The organism is Taklimakanibacter albus (genome assembly GCF_016595235.1).
Classification (GTDB): domain Bacteria; phylum Pseudomonadota; class Alphaproteobacteria; order Rhizobiales; family Aestuariivirgaceae; genus Taklimakanibacter; species Taklimakanibacter albus.
Window position 1 is genome coordinate 998,882 of the sequence record NZ_JAENHL010000006.1, and the last position, 20,517, is coordinate 1,019,398.

Below are 20,517 nucleotides of genomic sequence, written 5' to 3' on the forward strand. Positions count from 1 at the left end.
ATGACGGCAACGAGCGAATACCGAAGCACATCCTGGTGGCGCACCGCGTCGCCGCCGCCGCCAACCGCGCCGCTGAATGCGGATCTCAGCGTCGATGTCGCCGTGATCGGCGCAGGCATGACCGGACTGACGGCGGCCTGGCACCTGGCGCGGCAAGGTGCGCGCGTTGCCGTGCTCGAGGCCGAGGCGATCGGCAGCGGCGCCAGCGGCGTGAATGCCGGTTTCGTGGTGCCGAATTTCGCCAAGGTCGACCCCGCCGCGGTTCTGGCCCGGCTCGGCAAAGAGCGCGGCAAGAGGCTGCTGGCCCTGATCGGGGCGGGAGCCGATCGCGTCTTCGCCACCGTGCGCGATCAGGCGATCGACTGCGATGCCGAACAGGTCGGCTGGATGCAGGTCGCTCACACCGACGCGATGCTGGCGATCCTGCGCCGGCGCGCCGAGGACTGGCAGGCCCTGGGCCGGCCGGTTCGTATGCTTTCCGCCGACGAGGCCCGCCGGCGCACCAGCCTCAGATTCTGTGCCGGTGCATTGCTCGATGCGAGCGGCGGCATGCTGCATCCCTTGAGTTACGTACGTGGCCTGGCGCGGATCGCGATCGGCGCCGGCGCCGTGGTGTTCGAGAAGGCCGGCGTCCAGTCCATCGAACGGAAGGGCGCCGGCTGGCGGCTGGGTGTCGACCGACACTCTGTCGAGGCAGACAAGGTGCTGCTCTGCACCAACGCCGCCGAATATGGGATCGCGCGCCAACTTTCCCGTTCCGTCGTACCGCTGCCGGTCTATCAGCTCGCGACCAAGCCCTTGCCGCATGGTGTCGCTGAGCGCATCGCGCCCGGCCGGCATCCCATCGCGGATACGCGCGCCAATCTGTTCACCTATCGTCTGGATCGCGACAACCGCCTGATCAGCGGCGGCGTCGCCATGGTGCCGCTCGGCGCGCATGAGCGCATGGCGCGTATGATCACGCGCCGTCTCATGCGTGAGCTCGGCCTCGTCGAGATGCCGGCGCTCGACCATGTATGGCGCGGCACCGCCGCCATGACGACGGACTTCCTGCCGCATCTCTACGAGCTTGGACCGGGATTCATCGGCGGCATCGGCTGCAATGGCCGCGGCATCGCCTTGACTGCCATGCTGGGCGAGGTGCTGGCCCAGGCGGCGTCCGGCGCACGGCTCGACGAGCTGCCCATTCCGCTGGCCAAGGCGCGCCCGATTCCGTTCCATTTATTGGCGCGCGCCGCGCCGTCGGTCGCCATCGCACAAGCGAAATGGCAGGATCATCTTTCGATCAGAGGACACTCATGAAGGACCAAGCGACTCCCGGCACGCTCACGCTCGATCTCCTCTATGCGACGCCGTCCATTATCGGCACGACACCTGAGGCTTGCTTCTGGTCGGCTGACGGCGCCCGTCTCGGCTTCCTGTGGAACGATCGCGGCGAGAGCTTTCGCGATGTCTGGACATATGATGTCGCGCGTGCGGTGAAGCGCAGGGTCACTCGTCTTGGCGACGACAAGCGCGGCGAGGCCGGTCCCGGAATAACCGAAGCCGTCTGGCTCGGCGACGGACGGATCGTCTTGGTCCTGGCCGGACGCCTTTATATTGTCGGCGCGGACGGCACGCCGGGTGAGATCGAGCCGGACTGCACCGATGTGAGCGCTTTGGCCGTTTCAGCCGACGGGGCGAGGCTCGCTTTCACCGCGCGCGGGTCGCTTTTGGTCAAGGATTTCGGCACGGACGCGCCGGCCTGCTTGCTTGTCCCGGCGGGCGAGCGCATCGCCATCGAGACCTTCGAATGGGCAAAGAAAGGCGATCTGATCGCCTTCGTTCTCGCCGACAACAGCAAAGTGCGGCAGATCGAGATCGCATATGATGCGCAAGGCGTCGCGCATCGCGATACGTTCACGCGGGCTTTCCCGGGCGATGAGATCGTACGGCTGCGGCCCGGAGTCGTCTCGGCGGCGCGCGGCGAGCCGATCTGGTTCGATCGTCCCGACGAGCAGAATGCGATCTGGGGTTTTGGCCTCTCCGGCGACGGCCGGTCGCTGTTTGTCAGCGAGAGCGACCTCAGCATCAAGAACCATACGATCTTCGTCTATGACGTTGCGACGGCGGCGCACACGACCTATTATCATTTCCATGACCCGATCCAGATCCGGCCCGACTGGCAAGTGGCCTGGGCACCCGGCGACCGCGGCCTGATCCTCCTGACCAACCGTGACGGCTACAATCATCTCTATCGCCTGCCGGCGGGGGGCAGGGCGCCCGAACGGATCACCGAGGGGACATGGGAGATCGAAGCATTCCAGCTCGATCGCCGGCATGAGCAGATCTACTTCACCGCCAACCGGTCGCATCTGGCGGAGCGGCAGCTCTATCGCGTTCCGGTGGCGGGCGGAGAGGTGGAGGCGCTGACCACCGAGCCGGGGACGCACAAGCCCGTCTATTCGCCGACCTTCGACTGGGTTGCCGACCGCTTCAGCGACGACCGCTCACCGCCTGAGATCTATGCGCGGCGTCTCGGCGGCGACCAGACGGCAATCCGGCTGACGCAGTCGCCGCTGCCGGCGTTTTGCACGCGCAACTGGGCCCAAGTGCGTTATGTCGACTGCGTGAGCCGCGTCGACGGCGCGCCGCTGACCGCGCGGCTGATGCTGCCCCCCGATTATGAGCCCGGCCGGCGTTATCCGCTGGTCGTCGGCTCGGTCTATTCCGACGCTCTGTGCAATCAGTGGGGCGGGCGCGACATCCACCCGTCCTGGGGCTTCGACCAGTGCCTCGTTGCCAGCGGCTTTCTGGTCGTCAATCCCGGAATAAGGGGCAGTTTCGGGCGCGGCAAGGAGTGGAACCGCCCGATGCTGCATTCCTATGGCACGCTCGATATCGAGGATATCGCCGACTGCGTGCGCGGGCTGATCGAGCAGGGCTATGCCGATCCCCAGCGCATCGGCCTGTGGGGCTCGAGCTATGGCGGGCTGATGACCCTGATGTCCTTGTTCAAGAAGCCGGGTTTCTATGCCGCGGGTGTCGCCGGCGCGCCGGCGACCAATGTTTCCCATGCCTATCCGGAACAGGAATGGATCATGGGGGCGCCGCGCGGCGACGACTATCCGGCGCGCTACGAGCGCCAGTCGGCGCTCTATCACACGGCAGGACTGGCCGACCCGTTGATGATCATCCACGGCACCCGCGATGAGGTGGTCCTTTATGCCGATACGATTGCCCTCATCGAGAAGTTCATCGCGCAGGGCAAGCGGTTCGAGCTGGTGACATTGCCGGGATCGGGCCATTCCTGGGCGCGGGAGAGCCTCGCCCAGACCCGGTTTGCCTATGGAAAGATGGTGGAGTTCTTCACGACACATCTGAAACCGCGATAGGGCGCTTTTTCGGCCCCCTGGTTACCTGAGGTGCAATTCGCGTAAACTCCCGATTCGATGTTTGACGATTTTTTCGGCCTTTTGATCCTCGTGCTGGTGGTGATCTTTTTCACCCCGCTCATCCTTTCCATCGTTGCGATGAGCCGCACCGGCGACTTGAGACGCCGGCTCATGCTGCTCGAGACCAAGCTCGCCCAGTATCAGACCGATGGGGTGCAGCCCCAGCCGGCAGCGGCTGAAGCCGCGGCGCTGGAGACCCTGGCTCCCGAGGCCGAGGTCGCGGAAACGCCCGCCGCCGAACCGGCCGAAGCAGCAGCGCGCCCGGGCAGGGTCTGGGCACAGGCCAGCAAGTCTCAGGACCAACCGGACGAGAAACTGGAAACCGAAGCCGGGCCGGAAGTGGTCGAACCGGCCGAAGCAGCCGCCGCCGCGGCGCCTCCGCCACCACAACCACCGCCACCCGCCGCACCCCGCGCGGGCATCGAGGAACGTCTCACCTCGCGCTGGCTCGTCTGGGTGGGCGCTATCGCGCTGGCGCTCGCCGGCATCTTCCTCGTCAAATATTCGATCGAGAATGCGCTGCTCACGCCGGCCATGCGCATCTCCGCCGGGCTCGTCCTCGGCGTCGCGCTGATCCTGGCCGGCGAGTGGCTGCGCCGGCGTTCCGGCGACCAGCAGATCGCCGCCCTCAAGCCCGATTATGTGCCGGGCGCTCTGGTGAGCGCCGGGCTCTTCATCTGCTTCGCCAGCATCTATGCCGCTTATGCCCTGGTCGATCTGTTGGGGCCGACGGCCACCTTCATCGGCCTGGCGGCCGTGGCGCTCGTCGCTTTCGTCCTGGCGGCGCTGCATTCGCCCATCGTCGCGATCATCGGTCTTCTCGCCGGCTTCGCGACCCCGGCGCTGGTGAGCTCGAACGATCCGAGTGCCGGAATCCTCTTCGCCTATCTCGCCTTCATCGCCGCCGCCGCTTACGCCGTGGTGATCTATCGCGGCTGGGGCTGGCTCGCTTATGGCGCCACGATCGGCGGGCTGCTGTGGACCGGCATATGGATCACCGGCCCGATGCAGGCCGGCGATCTGATGATCATCGCCGCCTTCCTCGCGGTGCTGTCGGCGGCAGCGGTCTGGCTCGCCTTGCGCCTGACGCCTGATGACGCGCCTTCGATCTGGGACGGGGCGCATCACCCCGATGGTCCCGAATTCAACGGCTGGCTGGCGGTGACGGGCGCCGTCGGCCTCTTCGCTTTCGCCGCTTTCCTCTTCCAGGCGCCGATGGTCAATCTCATGCTGGCGGTGGCGGGCGCCGTGGCGCTGGCGTTTGCCGGCCGGCGCTTCGAGCGTTTCGACGGCTTCATCGCCCATGCGTCCGCGCTGCTGTTCCTGGTGCTGGCGGCCTGGCAGCCGGAAGGCATTCTCGGCCAGTTCCTCTATGACATCGATGCCGGCATCACTGCGCCGGATGGCGCGCTGTTCGCGCCGGTGGCGAAGAGCTTCGTGCTGTCGCATCTGTTTGCCGCCGCGCTCATCACCGGGCTCGGCTACTTCCTGCTGCGCGGCAGCCGGCGTCCGTTTATCTGGGCCGGCATCTCGCTGCTCGGCGCCTTGCTCATCCTGGCGATGGCCTATGCCAGGAGCCGCTTCTTCACCACCGATCTTCTGTGGACGATCACCGCGACGCTGTCGGCCGCCATCGCCGTGGCGCTGGCCGGCATGCTGAACAAGCTGCGCGAGGATCGGCCTTATCGCCTGGCGCTCGGCTTCTACGCCGCCGCCGCCATTGCCGGCGTCAGCTTCGCCTTTGCTTTCGTCTTCCGCGAGGCCTGGCTCACCGTCGCTTTGGCGCTGCAGCTGCCGGCGCTCGCCTGGCTCGAGAAGAGCCTTGATCTGAAGGAGCTGCGCAAGCTGGCGCTCGTGGTGGCCTCCGTCATCCTGGTCCGCCTCGCGCTCAATCCTTATGTGCTGAGCTACGAGACCAATCACGCGCTCGGCACGCAATGGATCCTCTATGGCTATGGCATTCCGGCGCTGGCCTTCTTCGCCGCCGCCTGGATGTTCCGGCAGCGCTTCACCGATCTCACCGTCACAGTCCTCGAAAGCGGCGCCTTCGTCTTCGCGCTGCTGCTGGTGGCGCTCGAGATCCGCATCTTCACCGAAGGGCGGATCGCGGCCGAGAATGTCAATCTCTTCGAGCTGGCGCTGCACACGCTGGTCTGGCTCGGCGCCGGCTGGTGGCGCCTTCGGGCCTACGCCGCGGCCGGGCGCGCCATCGACAAATGGTGGGCCGGCATTCTCATTGTGCTCGGCCTTCTGGGCGTCGTCTTCGGTCAGCTCTTCCTGCTCAACCCGGTCGTCACCTATGACAGCGTCGGAGCCACGCCGATCCTCAACACGCTGATCGTCGCCTATCTGGCGCCGGCGCTGCTCGTCGGCCTCATCGCCTGGAGCCTGCCGGACCTGCCGCAGCTCAAGCAACTGCGCACCCCGCTTTCGGCGCTCGCACTGATCCTGGTGCTCACCTGGGTGACGCTTGAGACCAAGCGCTTCTTCCAAGGCCAGTTGCTCGACTTCTGGGCGCTCAGCGATGCCGAATATTATGCCTATTCGGTCGTCTGGCTGATTTCGTCCTTCATCCTGCTCGGGCTCGGCATGTGGCGGGGCGTGCCCTGGCTCAGGCACGGGGCGCTCGCCATCCTGATCCTGACCGTCTGTAAGGTATTCCTGTCCGACATGGCAGCCCTGGGAGGCCTCTACAGGGTCTTCTCGTTCCTCGGGCTTGGCCTCTGCCTGGTGCTGATTGGCTATCTATATCAGCGCTTTGTCTTCACCGGGAGGAAAGCGGAAGATAAGCCTGCTGGGGGCTAATATTCCTCAATCACAAAAACTTTGCTTTGAAGTTGAGCGGCCAGCTACAACATCCGCCGTGATCTAGGGAAAACTATAACGTTACGTAATAATCACTTAGCGAGGTTTTAGCGATCATGAAGCCCTTTGCCATTGCCGGCATCCAGATGCATCTGGGCCACGGCTCTAACATCGAGGCCATGCGCCAGCGCGTCGATCTGACAATGCATCTGTTTCCCTGGGTGCAAATGGTGACATTCTCCGAGCTCGCCTGTTACGGCCCGCTCCTGCAGCATGCCCAGCCGCTTCCCGGCGCCGCCGAAGACGCCTTCCGCGACATGGCGCGCCATCACCGCATCTGGATCGTCAACGGCTCCATGTATGAGCGCCGCGACGGCGGCATTTTCAACACCACCTCGGTCATCAATCCGGAAGGCGACGTGGTCGGCCGCTACCGCAAGATGTTCCCGTTCCTGCCGCTGGAGCAGGGGGTTCAGGCCGGCACCGAGTTCTTCACCTTCGATGTCGAAGGGGCCGGCAAGTTCGGCGTCCTCAATTGCTACGACATCTGGTTCCCCGAAACGTCGCGCCAGCTCGCCGCGATGGGCGTCGATGTCATCCTGCATCCGGTCATGACGCATACGATCGACCGCGATGTCGACATCGCCATCAGCCATGCGACCTCGGCGATGATGCAGTGCTACATTTTCGACATCAACGGTCTCGGCGCCGGCGGCAATGGCCGCTCCTGCGTCTTCGACCCGTCCGGTCGTCAGCTCTTCATGGGCGACACGACCGAGCAGATCATCCCGATCGAGATCGACATGGAGCTGGTGCGCCGCTCGCGCGAGCGCGGCATCAGGGGCCTGGGCCAGATGGCCAAGAGCTTCCGCGACCGCGCCGTGGACTTCCCGGTCTATGACCGCGAGCGTTTCGATTCGAGTTATCTCGATTCACTCGGCGCTCTCGCCACGCCGCGCCGCGTCGATGCGCCGGCGCCGCGCAATGTTCACACGCTGCCGGTCCGCCGCAGCCTGGTGAATTGACGCCTCAGTCCGGCGCCTTCGGCGAGAACCGTGACGGTCAGACGGTTTCGAGCATCCTCGGCTTGATCTCGCCGGCCGGCATCGGCCGGTTGAAGAAGTAGCCTTGCAGGAACTCGCAGCCGGCGAGGCGCAGGAACTTGGCCTGGAACTCGTCCTCGATGCCTTCCGCCGTGACCTTGAGGCCCATCGAACGGGCGATCGCGATGGTGCCCTGGACGAGTTGCTGCACATTGGCGCTGGTGGTGATGTCGGCGCAGATCGAGCGGTCGAGCTTCAGCCGGTCGAAGGGGAAGGTGCGCAAATAGCCGATGCTCGAATAGCCGGTGCCGAAATCGTCGAGCGCGATGGTGACGCCGCGTTCCTTGAGCCGCCACATGGCGGCGAGCGCGATATCGGGCTCGACCATCAGATGGCGCTCGGTGATCTCGAGCTCGAGCTGGCTCGCCGGGAAGCCGGTATCGGCGAGCGCCTGGCCGACCATTTCGTCGAAGCGCGGATTCTTGAACTGCACCGGCGAGACATTCACCGACAGGATGAAACTGGGCCAGGCCAGAGCGTCGAGACAGGCGCGGCGCAACACATAGGCACCGAGCGTCTCGATGAGGCCACCTTCCTCGGCGAGCGAAATGAAGATGTCGGGACGGATCACACGCCCGTCGAACATGGTCCAGCGCGCCAACGCCTCGACGCCTTTCGGCTCATGCGTCGCCGAATCGACGATGAGCTGATAGGCGACGCCGATCTCCTCGGCGGCCAGCGCCTCGCGTAAATGATGGGTGAGGCTGGCACGCTCCTGCATCTTGGCGTCGATATTGGCGTCGTAATAGGCGATGCGGTTGCCACCGAGCTTCTTGGCCTCGTACATGGCGATGTCGGAACGGCGCAGCAATTCATGGATGGTCGTGTCCAGGGAGCAGCCCGCCGCGATGCCGACGCTGGTGCCGAGGCGCAGATCGCCCTTGGGCGTCTTGAGCGGCTCTCTCAGGAACTCGATGAACTGCTCGGCCACTTTGCGGCCGGTTTGCTGGGCGTCGGGACCGGTGGTGAGGAAGGCGAATTCATCGCCGCCCACGCGGGCGAGCAGCCCCTTGCCCTGGGCGATATGGCTGAAGCCCGCGGAACAACCGAGCAGGGCGCGGTCGCCGGCGAAATGGCCATGTGTGTCGTTGACGTCCTTGAAGCCGTCGAGATCGAGGAAGACGACGCACACATCGGGCTGCATGCGCAGGCTCTTCTCGTCGCCGAGCGGGGTGGCGAGAAGCGAGGCGCGGTTGGGCAGGCCGGTGAGGAAGTCATGCGTGGCGGCGTGCTCGGCCTCCTGCCGGCTGCGCATGGTGGCGCGCAGATTGCTCCAGGCGGTGATCACCACGCCCATCATGATGAGCGACAGGAGGATAAGGATCGTGGTCACCGCGGGGCTGATCATGGCGAGCGCCTCGGAGCCGCGCGCCCTGGTCGACCAGACGAGCTTGCCGATCGGAATGCCGGCGGGATCGGCGAGCGTCACGCTTTCGGTGGCGGCAGAATCGGGCGGCGCCAGCGCGAGATCGGCGATGACGAACTCCTCGCCGAGACTCTTCACCATCGTTTCCGTCAGATGCTTGGCGATGACCAGCATCCGCTTCTGTCCGGCGGGCAGGGGCATGCCTTCCGAAAACGGCACCACCGGCCCGGCGACCGCGGCGGCGATGCCTTCCGGAGTCTTGAAGAAGCCGCTCGCCACGGCATATGTGCCGGGCGGGCCGTCGCTTTGCTTGAGAATGTGCGCGAGCGCCGGTCCGAAGAAGGCGGCCGAAGAGGTATCGAGCGTGCTGCCGCCGCGCAGCGCGAAGAGGTCCTTGCCTGTTTCGTCGATCAGGAAGGCGGTGTCGAAGATGATTCCCGTCTCGGTCGAGTCGGTGTAGCCGCTGCGCACGAAATCGGAATTGGGAACATTGTAGAGGCCGGTCACCGCGTCATCCCAGCGCGCATAGTCCTGGTGACTGTCATGCAGCTTCCTGACGAAGGATTTGACTGCCGCCTGCGCGGTCTGGCGCGTCAGCGCCTCATCGGTGCGGTCGACCTCGTCGGCGAGATGATTGAGGGAATAGAACACGACGCCGACAGTGGCGAGCAATGCCGCGCCCGCCATGACCGCCATCCAGAATTCAATGGTTCCCTTGCGCCCGAAACGCGCCAGTACTGCGCCAAAATTCATCGCCTGACCTTGCCCCATAGCAAAGGTTACTGGCTGCCGATCACCAAAGGCTTATGAATTTGACAGAAACTGTAGCGGCTTCAAAACATTTTATTAACGCTGTCCATCGGCGGCGGTGTAGGCGCCGAGCTTCCCTCCAGCGGAATGGCGTCGAAATGCTTGTAGAGCGCGCTTATCCATTGCTTGGCGCGGTCTTTCAACTTGCGGTCGTCGGTCTGCATCCGCCCGCGTGAAACGAGAATGCCCATATCGGCGCCGTGATAGCGATAGTCGCCTGCAGTATACACCCGCAAGTAGAAGGCCTCGTTCTCGCCCGAGACGAGAAACCAGTCGATCGACTTGCGCACCAGCGAGATCTCGCCATTGTCGTTCATCTGCCAGATGCCCGAGGCCGGTGCCTTGGTGATCATCTCGACCCGGTCGACCGGATATTTGATGATGAGCTGGCTCCAATTGTCGTATTCGGTCCAGCGCTTCTGCACCTGCGCCAGATCGAGCTCCCAGTCGACATCCATGAATTCCAGCATGTGGAACAGGTAGATCGGGCAGCCGCCATAGGTCGAGGTGATGAGATTGGTGAGCGGCGAGGCGCCCGACACGCGCGGATTGATCTCGCCCAGATAGACCTCTCGCGTATCGGTATCGATGAGGAAGTCCATGCAGAAGGCGCCCTTGTAGCCGGCCTTGTAGAGCCGGTCGCCGAGCTTCTGCGCCATCCGGGTGACGGCCCGGCGTTCCTTGTCGAGGCCGCCGACGAACACGTCATTGCCGCACCAGCCGCCCTTATAGGGGGTGACCTCGGCGAAGCCGGTGATGTCGGTCTGGAGCGGGCCGACCAGGGTGCCGTGACGGGTGGCGATCGCCTCAACGGTGCCGGGCAGGTGATTGATGCGCCGCATGACCTTGAGCTGCTCGGCGACCAGCTTGTCTTCGTTCTTCTTCCAGTCGGCCTCGGATTTGATGAAGAAGGTGGTTCGGCCGGAATCCCCATAGGGCGTTTGGACGACCAGATCCTTGCCCAGCTTCGCCTTCATGGCGAGCTTCATGAGTTCGGCGTAACTCTTTGCTTTACCGAGAATATTCGGTGCGCTCTTGATGCCGGCCTCATTGCCGAGCTGGGTCGTGACGATCTTCGAGTCGATATGCTTGCGCAGCTTCACCGGCGGCAGCGCGATCTTGAGGCCGAGCTCCTTGGCGAGCTTTTCGGTCTCCTCGTCGAGCATCACCAGGATGAGGTGGCCCTTGCCGCGCTCGGCGATCCGGGCCCGGACCTCCTTGTGGCGCAGGAGGTAATTGTTCACGTCCTCGATGGAGCGGAACTCGTGCGGCCCGTGCTCGCGCGGCACCGTGATCTTGGGGTGGGTGGCGTCAAAACTGTCGAAGAAGTTGATGTATTCGAATTTGTTGATCCAGCGCCCGAGCCCCAGGAGATTATAGGGGGTGGGGGATAGGAAATAGATCGGCGTCTGGTTATGTCGGAAAAATTTGTAGATATCTGAAAGACTTGTGAGCTTCTGCCGCTTGCCCCGTGGTGCCATATGTCCCCTCCAACCCAGGCTTGTGACGCCTTGTTCCCGCAAGACTACGCAAAAATGTTACGGTAGGCCAAGGGGGCATTTGGGCTAATGGCCGGGAAGGGGCGGCAGCCCATCAAATGGCTTGTGTTTCGGGGCCTTCCTGCCTATAACGCGCCCCGTTAACTCACACGCGGATGCGGGATGAGCACATGGGAGCTTCGGTTCCCCACATAGTGTTTCATCCCTCCGGTGCCGGATAATCCGGTCACATCATCCGCGGCGGATCAACCGGAAAAGGATATAAAGCATGGCTCTGCCAGAATTCACCATGCGCCAGCTCCTCGAAGCGGGCGTTCACTTCGGCCACCAGACCCACCGCTGGAACCCCAAGATGAAGGGGTACATCTACGGTGCGCGCAATGGCATTCACATCATCGACCTCGCCCACACCGTGCCGTTGCTGCACCAGGCGCTGCTCGCCGTCGCCGACACGATTTCGCGTGGCGGTCGCGTGCTGTTCGTCGGCACCAAGCGCGCCGCCCAGGATTCGATCGCGGACGCGGCGAAGAAGTCGGCCCAGTACTACATCAATTCGCGCTGGCTCGGCGGCACGCTGACCAACTGGAAGACCATCTCCAACTCGATCAAGCGCCTGCGCCAGCTCGAGGAGACGGTGTCGAAGGAAGGCCAGGGCCTCACCAAGCGCGAGCTCCTGACGCTGACGCGTGAAAAGGACAAGCTCGAGCAGGCGCTCGGCGGCATCAAGGACATGGGCGGCACGCCCGACATCCTGTTCGTCATCGACACCAACAAGGAGCAGCTGGCGATCAAGGAAGCCAACCGTCTCGGCATCCCGGTCGTCGCCATTCTCGACACCAATTGCGATCCGGCGGGCGTCACCTATCCGATCCCGGGCAATGACGATGCCGGCCGCGCCATCACGCTGTATTGCGACCTGATCAGCCGCGCGTGCATCGAGGGCATCTCGCAGGGCCAGCGCGGCAGCGGTCATGACATCGGCGAAAGCGAAAACCCGCAGAACGAAGAACTGCCGGAACCCGCTCACGTCTGATCACTGATCCAGGGAGTCCGCGCGAAAGCTTTGCGGACTCCCGCTTAATCCACGAGGATAATTATGGCTGACATCACCGCAGCAATGGTGAAGGACCTGCGCGAAAAGACCGGCGTGGGCATGATGGACTGCAAGGCCGCACTCGCCGCCACCAATGGCGACATGGATGCCGCCGTCGATTGGCTGCGCGCCAAGGGCCTCGCCAAGGCGGCCAAGAAGTCGACCCGCGTCGCGGCCGAAGGCCTGATCGGCGTCGCCGTCGAGGGCAAGACCGGCGCGCTCGTCGAAGTCAATTCCGAGACCGACTTCGTCGCCCGCAACGACAAGTTCCAGGCGATGGTCGCCGATATCGCCAAGCTCGCCCTCACGGCCGGCGGCGATACCGAGAAGCTCAAAACCGCGCATTATCCGGGCTCCAAGCACGCGGTCGCCGAATATGTGGCCGAGATGGTCGCCTCGATCGGCGAGAACATGACCGTGCGCCGCACCGCCGTGGTCTCCGTCACCGACGGCGTCATCGGCAGCTACATGCACAACCAGATCGCGCCGGGCCTCGGCAAGATCGGTGTGATCGTGGCGCTCGAATCGACCGGTAAGAAGGACGAGCTCGCGCAATTCGGCAAGGAACTGGCAATGCACATTGCGGCGACCAATCCGGTCGCCCTTGACCTCGCCGGCGTGCCGAAAGAGACGCTCGAGCGCGAGAAGGCCATTCTCGCCGAGAAGAATGCCGGCAAGCCCGAGAAGGTGCTCGAGAAGATCATGGAGAGCGGTCTCAAGTCCTATGCCAAGGAGAACACCCTCCTGGAGCAGGCTTCCGTCCATGGCGATCATGCCGGCAAGTCGATCAGCCAGCTTCTGGCCGAGCTCGGCAACAAGGCCGGCGCCCCCGTCAAGCTCAACGCCTATGTGCGCATGCAGCTCGGCGAAGGCATCGAGAAGAAGGAAGACGATTTCGCCGCCGAAGTCGCCAAGGCGGCAGCGGTCTGATCAAGATCATGCCCGCGGCGCTGCCTTGAGATAGGCGGCGCCGCGCGGCGATATTCTGTAGCCGGTCTCGAGACTTTCGGTGAGACCGAGCTCCTTGAGCTTCCTGACCCTAATCTTGAAGGGCTGAGTCTCCCAGGAAAGCCTTGCCGCCAGATCGGCGGCCCGCACCGCCGGATGGCCGGCGATCAAGTCCAGTACTTTCAGCGTCCACGCCCCGTCCTTGCTGGCTTTGTCGAGGCGCGCGAGACGTTTGGCGATGTCCGTTTCATCGGACTTCGTCGGCGCCTGTTTCCTGAGCGCGACGCGGGGATCCTGGCCAACGAAACGCAGCGCGATCCTGAACACGTCGCCGCTGCCGAATTTAGCGAGCTCGGCCAGAAGTTGCGCTTTCCCCGCATAGCCCGCCTTGCGGGCCTCCGCATCGCTGATTTTTTCGGCTTCGATCGCCTTTATGCCGGTGACGGCGACGACGCCGAGCGCGGTGCGGACTTCGCCGCCTTCCCTGACGCGCGAGCGCGGCCAGCGCCGGAAGGCCAAAGTAATGCTGCCGTCGCGGATACCTTCGAGGATGGCGGTTTTGAACAGCATTTGACCTCCGGTTCCGGAGTTAATACGAAATGCGTTAGCCTGCTTGAAAAATATGCTATCTCCCTCAAGTCTTTCCATTATTCCTATCGGGTGAACATGGCCAAGCTCGCCTTCAAGCGCGTCCTCCTGAAAGTCTCGGGCGAAGTCCTCATGGGCTCGCAGCCCTTCGGCATCGATCTTGCGACCGTCGAGCGGGTGGCAGGCGAGGTCGCGGAAACCTTGCAGACAGGCGTCCAGCTGAGCCTGGTCATCGGCGGCGGCAATATCTTCCGCGGCATGGCGCAGGCGGCCAAGGGCATGGACCGGGTGAGCGCCGATCACATGGGCATATTGGCGACGGTGATGAACGCGCTGGCCATGCAGGGCGCGCTCCAGGGCAAGGGCATCGACGCCCGGGTGCTGTCGGCCATCGCCATGCCGACGGTCTGCGAGACCTATTCCAGGGCCAAGGCGGTCCATCATCTCGAGGCGGGCAGGGTGGTCATCTGCGCCGCCGGCACCGGCCTGCCGTTCTTCACCACCGATACCGGGGCGGCGCTGCGGGCCGCCGAAATGGGCTGCGACGCGCTGTTCAAGGGCACCAGCGTCGATGGGGTCTATTCGGCTGACCCAAAAAAGGACGCATCGGCCGAGCGTTTCGATCGCATCACCTTCAACGAGATACTGGCGCGCGATCTGCGCATCATGGACCCGGCGGCCATCGCGCTTGCGCGGGATAATGGGATTCCGGTAATTGTGTTCTCCATCCGCGCGCCCGGCGCGGTGCTCCAGGTCCTGAACGGCTCGGGTAAATTTACGATAGTGACGAGAGACTGAACCACCATGGCACAACCAACTCCATTCGACTCCAAAGAAATCAAGCGGCGCATGCATGGTGCGGTCGATGCCCTGAAGCACGATTTCGGCGGCTTGCGCACCGGACGCGCCGCGGTGAGCCTTGTCGATCCCATCCATGTCGACGCCTATGGCGCCTCGATGCCGCTCAACCAGGTGGCGACTGTCACCGTGCCGGAACCGCGCATGCTGTCGATCCAGGTTTGGGACAGGGGCCTCGTCATCGCCGTCGAGAAGGCGATCCGCGCTTCCAATCTGGGCCTCAACCCGCAGACCGAGGGCCAGGTCATCCGCCTGCGCATGCCGGATCTGACGCAGGACCGCCGCAAGGAACTCGTCAAGGTCGCCCATCAATATGCCGAGAAGGCCCGCGTCGCGGTGCGCAACGTGCGGCGTGACGGCATGGATCACTTGAAGTCGCTCGAAAAGGATCATCATATGGGCGAGGACGAGCACCGTACGAAGTCGGATGAAGTGCAGAAGATGACCGACGAGACGATCAAGGAGATCGACGCGGCGCTCAAGGTCAAAGAAGCCGAGATCATGCAGGTCTGAGCGGCAGGTCCGCCGGAATGCGTGGCCATGAGGGTCCGTTGATGACTGTTCCTGGGGGCAGAACTCCAGTGCCGCGGCACGTCGCCATCATCATGGATGGCAATGGCCGCTGGGCGCATGCCCGTGGCCTGCCGCGCTCGGCCGGCCACCGCAAGGGCGTAGAGGCGTTGCGCACCGCGGTTCGCGCCGCCGGTGAGATGGGCATCGGCTATCTCACCATCTTCAGCTTCAGCTCGGAAAACTGGTCGCGCCCGCCGGCGGAGGTGTCCTTCCTGCTCGACCTGCTGCGCCATTTCGTGCGCCAGGACGTCGCCGAGCTCGACCGCGAGAATGTCCGTATAAGGATCATCGGCGAGCGCCAGGGGCTTGCCGCCGATATCGTGGCGCTCATCGCCGAGACCGAGGAGCGCACCCGGGCCAATACCGGCCTCACCCTCATCGTCGCCTTCAATTACGGCTCACGCCAGGAAATCACCACCGCCGCCCGCGATCTCGCCATTGCGGTCAAGGAAGGGCGGATCGCGCCCGACAGCATCACGCCGGAATTATTCGGCAGCTTCCTCGCCACCGAAGGCGTTCCCGATCCCGATCTCCTGATCCGCACCAGCGGCGAGCAGCGTCTTTCCAACTATCTGCTCTGGCAGTGCGCCTATACCGAATTCGTCTTCGTCGACGAATACTGGCCGGATTTCAGCCGCGAGACGCTGCAGCGCGCCATTGCCGAATACCATACGCGCGAGCGGCGCTTCGGCGGGCTCCAGGCGCAGTCGGCCTGACCATGGCCGAGACGACCGGCGCGCCCCAGGGCGCCAATTGGCGCGATCTCGGCATCCGCACCTTGTCCTCGGCGATACTGATTCCCGCCGTCCTGGTCGATGTCTGGCTGGGGGATGCCTGGTTCCATCTCCTGGTGGCGCTGCTCGGTGTCATGATGGCGCATGAATGGACCAACATCGTCCACGATCGCAGCTCCTCGCAATTCGCGCTGCATGCGGCGGCCGCTCTGTGCGGCGCCTTCCTGCCGCTGTCGCATGGCTGGCATATGGCGCTTGGTGTGATTGCGGTCATCTGGGTCTTGAGCCTTCTCCTGGCGCTCGCCCAGCACCGCCGCCTCAGCCTCTGGGTCGTCTCCGGTGTCGCCTATATCGGCCTGCCGGCGATGGCCTTCGTCATACTGAGGGGCGAGAACGAGGCGGGCATGCTCGCCATGATGTGGCTCTTCGCGGTGGTCTGGGCGGCTGATATCTGCGCCTATTTCGCCGGCCGTGTCATCGGCGGTCCGAAGCTCGCGCCGAGGATTTCGCCCAAGAAGACCTGGGCCGGGCTGTGGGGCGCCATCGCCGGCGCGGCTGCCGTGGGGGCCGCGGTCGCCTATGGCGCGGGCCTTGCCGATGTCATCCTCCTGGGCCTCCTGGGGGGCGTGCTCGCCGTCGTGGAGCAGATGGGCGATCTCTTCGAATCGGCGCTCAAGCGCCATTACGGGGTGAAGGATTCGGGTCGCCTCATTCCCGGCCATGGCGGCGTTCTCGACCGGGTGGACGGGCTCGTTGCCGCCTCGCTGGTGCTGGCCGCGGTCGTCATCGTTTCGGGTTATATCGGCGCCGGTAACGAACTTTTTGGCCGCTAACCATAGACTGTCGAAATGTTGTCGCAATGACAGCGTTTCGTGGTTAATAAGTCGTTTACGCCAAAGGCTTAGGGCACATCCGCCAAAGTTGAAGACTTTGGCGGTCAGGATATGCCTCAAGGTATTGATTTGGCGCGAATCCTTCTCGGCGAAGTGATTTCCATTTCGCCGGGATGCGCGTTACTGGCACGCACTTTGCGGATAATGGCGGGGCCGGGAAACGTGCCCGGTATTTGAAACAGGATATCACGATGGACTTTCTCGCCACCTTACCGGCAACCATTTTCTCCTACGGCGCCTATGCCGTCATTTTGCTCGTCGCGCTGACCGTCATCGTCTTTGTCCACGAATACGGCCATTTCAAAGTGGCCCGGCTGTGCGGCATGAAGGTGGAGGCCTTCTCGATCGGCTTCGGCCGTGAGATCTGGGGCAAGTACGACCGGTACGGCACGCGTTGGAAGATCGGCTGGCTGCCGATTGGCGGCTATGTGAAGTTCGCCGGCGACGCCAATGCCGCGAGCATGCCTGATCCGGAATCACCGCCCAAACCCGACGAATTCCACGGCAAGCCCATCTGGCAGCGGGCGCTCGTGGTCGCGGCCGGTCCGGTGGCGAATTTCGTTTTGGCGTTCCTGCTGTTCGCCGTTTACTTCATGGGAGATAAAGTCCTCGGGCCGCAGCTCGGCGAGATCATGCCCAAATCGGCCGCCCAGGAGGCTGGATTCCAGCCGAATGACACCGTGCTCAGGATCGACGGCGAGGAGGTGTTGAGCTTCGTCGACATCATCGCCATCGTCAGCCAGAGCGCCGGCAAGAGCCTGCACTTCGACATCGATCGTTCCGGCAGCCCGCTGACTTTGACCGTGATTCCGCAGTCGTCGGTCGAGGATAGAGGTTTCTTCGGCAAGATCACCATCGGACGGATCGGCGCCCGGCCCAGCGACAATCCTTCGAATCTCCACAATGTGCCGCTGCCGCGCGCCCTGAACATGGCTGGCGGAGAGATCGAGCGCATTGTGGTGGGAACGCTGCAATATGTCGGCCGGTTGATCGTCGGGCGCGACAGCGTTTCGCAGCTGGGTGGCGTAGGGACCATGGCCAAGCTGACCGGAGACGCCGCGCAGGTCGGATTTCTCGTCCTCGTCTACATGATCGCGGTGCTCTCGGTGAGTATCGGATTAATTAACCTGTTTCCTATTCCAATGCTGGATGGCGGCCACCTCGTGTTCTACGCGCTGGAGGCTATCCGCCGTAAACCTTTGGGGCCGCAGGCTCAGGAATGGAGCTTCAGAATTGGATTTGCCGTCATTATTTTCATCATGCTGATCGGCAATATCAACGACCTTCTAAGGGCCACTATGAGAAACCTAGCCTATTGAAATAAGGCAAAAATCTTCATTTGCATTCATTCGGAAAGAGCGTAAAAAGCAACCCGGGTGAGGGGATTCTTCGGGAACTACGCGTAGCAGGGGATTGAATACAAGGGATGCGTTACCAGTCAGTCATTGTCGCGGTTTTTGCGTGCGTGTTGTCCTTCGCCCTGCCGGTCATGGCGCCTCAGGGTTTTGTGTCGACAGCCCAGGCTCAAGCCATCGGCCGCATCATCGTCGAGGGCAATCAGCGCATCGAGGCGGAAACCGTCCTTTCCTATATGCAGATCGGGGCGGGCGACCAGTTCGATTCCGAGAAGATCGACGAATCGCTGAAGACCCTTTTCCAGACCGGCCTGTTTTCCGACGTCCGGATTTTCCGGCGCGGCAATAATCTTGTCGTGGTCGTCGAAGAGAACCCGATGATCAATCGGGTGAATTTCGAAGGCAACAGCGAGGTCAAGGACAAGGATCTCGAGAAGGAAGTCGAGCTCAAAGAGCGCACGATGTTCACGCGCGCCAAGGTGCAGAGCGACGTCCAGCGAATCATCGCCGTCTATCGCCGCTCGGGCTTCTACTCGGCCCGCGTCGAGCCCAAGATCATCCGTTTGCCCCAGAACCGCGTCGACCTCATCTATGAGATCACCGAGGGCGCCGAGACCAAGGTCAAGGCCATCACCTTCGTCGGCAACGAGGCGTTCAGCGACAGCGACCTGCGTTCGGCGATCACCACCACGGAGCACTCCTGGTGGAAGTTCATGTCCACCTCGGACCGTTATGATCCCGACCGGCTGAACTACGACAAGGAACTGCTGCGCCGCTATTATTTGAAGAACGGCTTCGCCGACTTCCGGGTGATTTCGGCCGATGCCGAGCTGGCCCCCGATGGCGAGAGCTTCTACATCACCTTCACGGTGGAAGAGGGCCCGCTCTACAAGGTCAACAGCGTCGCCGTGAACAAAGGCGACACCAATCTCGACGAAGAACAGCTGCGCAAGGCCGTCCAGCTGAGCCCCGGCGAGGACTATGACGCGACCAAGGTCGACAAGTCGGTCGAGAACATCACGATCGAGGCCGGCAAGGCGGGCTACGCCTTCGCCAAGGTCGAGCCGGACATCAAGAAGGACGAGCCGAACCGCGCCCTCGACATCACCTACAACATCACCGAAGGTCCGCGCACTTACATCGAGCGCATCGACATCATCGGCAATACGCGCACCCTCGACGAGGTGATCCGCCGCGAGCTCCGCCTCTTTGAGGGCGATGCCTATAACCGCGTGCTGGTCGAGCGTGGCCGCCGCCGCCTGACGTCTCTCGACTTCTTCGAGAAGATCGACATGCGCGAAGAGCCGGGCTCGGCGCCCGACAAGGTCGTGCTGATCGTCGAAGTGGTCGAGAAGTCGACCGGTTCCCTCAACCTGACGGCCGGCTACTCCACCTCGGACGGCGTCATCGGCGGTATCAGCGTCAGCGAGCGCAACCTGCTCGGCCGTGGCCAGAATGTCCGCCTCGACACCCAGCTGAGCTGGGACCGTCAGCAGGTCGATTTCAGCTTCACCGAGCCGTATTTCCTCGACATGCCGTTGTCGGCGGGCGTCGATCTCTTCGCCACCCGGTCGAGCGACACCGACACGACGAGCTATGACAGCACCCGCTATGGCGGCGCGCTGCGCACCGGCTTCCGTCTCGACGAATGGCAGTCGCTCAGCTTCAAATACATGCTGGCCCGCCGCGAGATCACCATCGACGACGGCGCCGACGTGTCGCCCGCCATCCTCGACTCGGAAGGCGTGACCTGGAAGTCGTCCGTCGCCAGCGCCTATGTCTATGACGACCTCGACAATCCGTCGCGCCCGACCAAGGGTTTCCGCGGTAAGGGCACGCTCGAAGTCGCGGGCCTTGGCGGCGACGTCTATTATGCCAGCATCGACACCTCGGCCTATTACTTCATGCCGCTGCTGTTCGACGGCGTGGTGCTGAAGCTCGAGGCCAATGCCGGCCATATGGAGCCGCTGACCAGCGACGACATTCCGATCCAGGACCGCTTCTTCAAGGGCTCGGACAGCTTCCGCGGTTTCAAGCGTGGCGGTGTCGGCCCGCGCATGGACAATACCCGCGGCGATTCGGACGGGATCGGCGGCCAGACCTATGCCATCGGCACGGTCGAGACGACTTTCCCGCTCGGTCTGCCGGAGGAATTCGGCCTGGAAGGCGCGGTCTTCTCTGACTTCGGTACGGTCTTCGGTGCGCCCGAAGATACGATGGCCGCGACGGCGAATGGCCTTTGCCGGATTAATCCGAACAAGCCCGCTGCGGGACAGAAATGCGAAGTGCATGATACGCCCGAGCTGCGGTTGTCAGTCGGCGCCGGCGTGATCTGGCAGTCGCCCTTCGGTCCGCTCCGCGTTGACGTCGCTTATCCGCTGATCAAGGCTGACTATGACGAGGAAGAACTGTTCCGCTTCTCGGTCGGCACGCGCTTCTAGACTGAGCACCGGCAAAG

The 20,517-nt window shown here is 63.4% G+C and carries 14 protein-coding genes and 1 pseudogene; 12 read left to right on the forward strand and 3 right to left on the reverse strand.

Annotated elements, in window-relative coordinates; translation table 11 throughout:
- The 4 genes from JHL16_RS09570 (at position 1) to JHL16_RS09585 (ending at position 7,264) form a co-directional block, all read left to right on the forward strand.
- Positions 1-1,302, forward strand: coding sequence for an NAD(P)/FAD-dependent oxidoreductase (locus JHL16_RS09570; RefSeq protein WP_200184607.1), 1,302 nt, complete (start codon positions 1-3; stop codon positions 1,300-1,302).
- On the forward strand, positions 1,299-3,374 hold the full coding sequence (locus tag JHL16_RS09575; protein WP_200184608.1) for a prolyl oligopeptidase family serine peptidase: 2,076 nt from the start codon (positions 1,299-1,301) through the stop codon (positions 3,372-3,374). Before JHL16_RS09570 ends, JHL16_RS09575 begins: the two co-directional genes overlap by 4 nt.
- 57 nt (positions 3,375-3,431) lie before the next feature.
- Positions 3,432-6,239 (forward strand): DUF2339 domain-containing protein, encoded by a 2,808-nt coding sequence (locus JHL16_RS09580; RefSeq protein WP_200184609.1) that lies wholly within the window; start codon positions 3,432-3,434, stop codon positions 6,237-6,239.
- A gap of 116 nt (positions 6,240-6,355) precedes the next feature.
- Complete coding sequence (locus JHL16_RS09585; RefSeq protein WP_200184610.1) at positions 6,356-7,264, forward strand: carbon-nitrogen hydrolase family protein; 909 nt, start codon at positions 6,356-6,358, stop codon at positions 7,262-7,264.
- Positions 7,265-7,301: 37 nt separating this feature from the next.
- Here the strand turns inward: JHL16_RS09585 and JHL16_RS09590 are convergent, their stop codons facing one another.
- A complete protein-coding gene (locus JHL16_RS09590; RefSeq protein ID WP_200184611.1) occupies positions 7,302-9,461 on the reverse strand; it encodes a bifunctional diguanylate cyclase/phosphodiesterase in 2,160 nt (719 codons plus the stop codon).
- 80 nt (positions 9,462-9,541) lie between these two features.
- A complete protein-coding gene (locus JHL16_RS09595) occupies positions 9,542-10,999 on the reverse strand; it encodes a biotin carboxylase (protein WP_200184612.1) in 1,458 nt (485 codons plus the stop codon).
- Positions 11,000-11,285: 286 nt separating this feature from the next.
- On the opposite strand from JHL16_RS09595, the pseudogene rpsB reads away from it, so the two are divergent.
- Positions 11,286-12,032 (forward strand): annotated as a pseudogene (gene rpsB / locus JHL16_RS09600) (30S ribosomal protein S2); the annotation flags it as partial.
- 81 nt (positions 12,033-12,113) lie between these two features.
- Positions 12,114-13,040, forward strand: a complete 927-nt coding sequence (tsf, locus tag JHL16_RS09605) for a translation elongation factor Ts (protein ID WP_200184614.1) — start codon at positions 12,114-12,116, stop codon at positions 13,038-13,040.
- A 6-nt stretch (positions 13,041-13,046) separates the two neighbouring features.
- Here tsf and JHL16_RS09610 read toward each other — a convergent pair whose 3' ends face one another.
- Entirely contained in the window at positions 13,047-13,628 is a 582-nt protein-coding gene (locus tag JHL16_RS09610; protein ID WP_200184615.1) for an ASCH domain-containing protein, read from the reverse strand.
- Positions 13,629-13,724: 96 nt separating this feature from the next.
- On the opposite strand from JHL16_RS09610, the gene pyrH reads away from it, so the two are divergent.
- The 6 genes from pyrH to bamA all read left to right on the forward strand — a co-directional run bounded on the left by pyrH (position 13,725) and on the right by bamA (position 20,500).
- On the forward strand, positions 13,725-14,444 hold the full coding sequence (gene pyrH, locus JHL16_RS09615; RefSeq protein WP_200184616.1) for a UMP kinase: 720 nt from the start codon (positions 13,725-13,727) through the stop codon (positions 14,442-14,444).
- 6 nt (positions 14,445-14,450) lie between these two features.
- Positions 14,451-15,017, forward strand: coding sequence for a ribosome recycling factor (frr, locus tag JHL16_RS09620; RefSeq protein ID WP_137854940.1), 567 nt, complete (start codon positions 14,451-14,453; stop codon positions 15,015-15,017).
- Positions 15,018-15,058: 41 nt separating this feature from the next.
- Positions 15,059-15,793: an isoprenyl transferase gene (locus JHL16_RS09625; RefSeq protein WP_200184617.1), complete on the forward strand. Its 735-nt coding sequence runs from the start codon at positions 15,059-15,061 to the stop codon at positions 15,791-15,793.
- A gap of 2 nt (positions 15,794-15,795) precedes the next feature.
- Positions 15,796-16,644 (forward strand): phosphatidate cytidylyltransferase, encoded by an 849-nt coding sequence (locus JHL16_RS09630; RefSeq protein ID WP_200184618.1) that lies wholly within the window; start codon positions 15,796-15,798, stop codon positions 16,642-16,644.
- Between the two features lie 251 nt (positions 16,645-16,895).
- Positions 16,896-18,023 carry an RIP metalloprotease RseP gene (rseP, locus tag JHL16_RS09635; protein ID WP_200184619.1) on the forward strand — a complete coding sequence of 376 codons (1,128 nt, stop codon included), beginning with the start codon at positions 16,896-16,898 and terminating at the stop codon, positions 18,021-18,023.
- A gap of 107 nt (positions 18,024-18,130) precedes the next feature.
- Entirely contained in the window at positions 18,131-20,500 is a 2,370-nt protein-coding gene (gene bamA, locus JHL16_RS09640; RefSeq protein WP_200184620.1) for an outer membrane protein assembly factor BamA, read from the forward strand.
- Positions 20,501-20,517 lie beyond the last annotated feature (17 nt).

What these genes read in the sequence shown, in the direction of transcription:
- tsf (WP_200184614.1), top strand. Translation starts at nt 12,114, where the DNA reads ATGGCTGACATCACCGCAGCAATGGTGAAGGACCTGCGCGAAAAGACC.
- JHL16_RS09630 (WP_200184618.1), top strand. Translation starts at nt 15,796, where the DNA reads ATGGCCGAGACGACCGGCGCGCCCCAGGGCGCCAATTGGCGCGATCTC.
- JHL16_RS09575 (WP_200184608.1), top strand. Translation starts at nt 1,299, where the DNA reads ATGAAGGACCAAGCGACTCCCGGCACGCTCACGCTCGATCTCCTCTAT.
- JHL16_RS09590 (WP_200184611.1), bottom strand. Translation starts at nt 9,461, where the DNA reads ATGAATTTTGGCGCAGTACTGGCGCGTTTCGGGCGCAAGGGAACCATT.
- JHL16_RS09580 (WP_200184609.1), top strand. Translation starts at nt 3,432, where the DNA reads ATGTTTGACGATTTTTTCGGCCTTTTGATCCTCGTGCTGGTGGTGATC.
- JHL16_RS09585 (WP_200184610.1), top strand. Translation starts at nt 6,356, where the DNA reads ATGAAGCCCTTTGCCATTGCCGGCATCCAGATGCATCTGGGCCACGGC.
- JHL16_RS09625 (WP_200184617.1), top strand. Translation starts at nt 15,059, where the DNA reads ATGACTGTTCCTGGGGGCAGAACTCCAGTGCCGCGGCACGTCGCCATC.
- JHL16_RS09595 (WP_200184612.1), bottom strand. Translation starts at nt 10,999, where the DNA reads ATGGCACCACGGGGCAAGCGGCAGAAGCTCACAAGTCTTTCAGATATC.
- bamA (WP_200184620.1), top strand. Translation starts at nt 18,131, where the DNA reads ATGCGTTACCAGTCAGTCATTGTCGCGGTTTTTGCGTGCGTGTTGTCC.
- JHL16_RS09570 (WP_200184607.1), top strand. Translation starts at nt 1, where the DNA reads ATGACGGCAACGAGCGAATACCGAAGCACATCCTGGTGGCGCACCGCG.
- frr (WP_137854940.1), top strand. Translation starts at nt 14,451, where the DNA reads ATGGCACAACCAACTCCATTCGACTCCAAAGAAATCAAGCGGCGCATG.
- pyrH (WP_200184616.1), top strand. Translation starts at nt 13,725, where the DNA reads ATGGCCAAGCTCGCCTTCAAGCGCGTCCTCCTGAAAGTCTCGGGCGAA.
- JHL16_RS09610 (WP_200184615.1), bottom strand. Translation starts at nt 13,628, where the DNA reads ATGCTGTTCAAAACCGCCATCCTCGAAGGTATCCGCGACGGCAGCATT.
- rseP (WP_200184619.1), top strand. Translation starts at nt 16,896, where the DNA reads ATGGACTTTCTCGCCACCTTACCGGCAACCATTTTCTCCTACGGCGCC.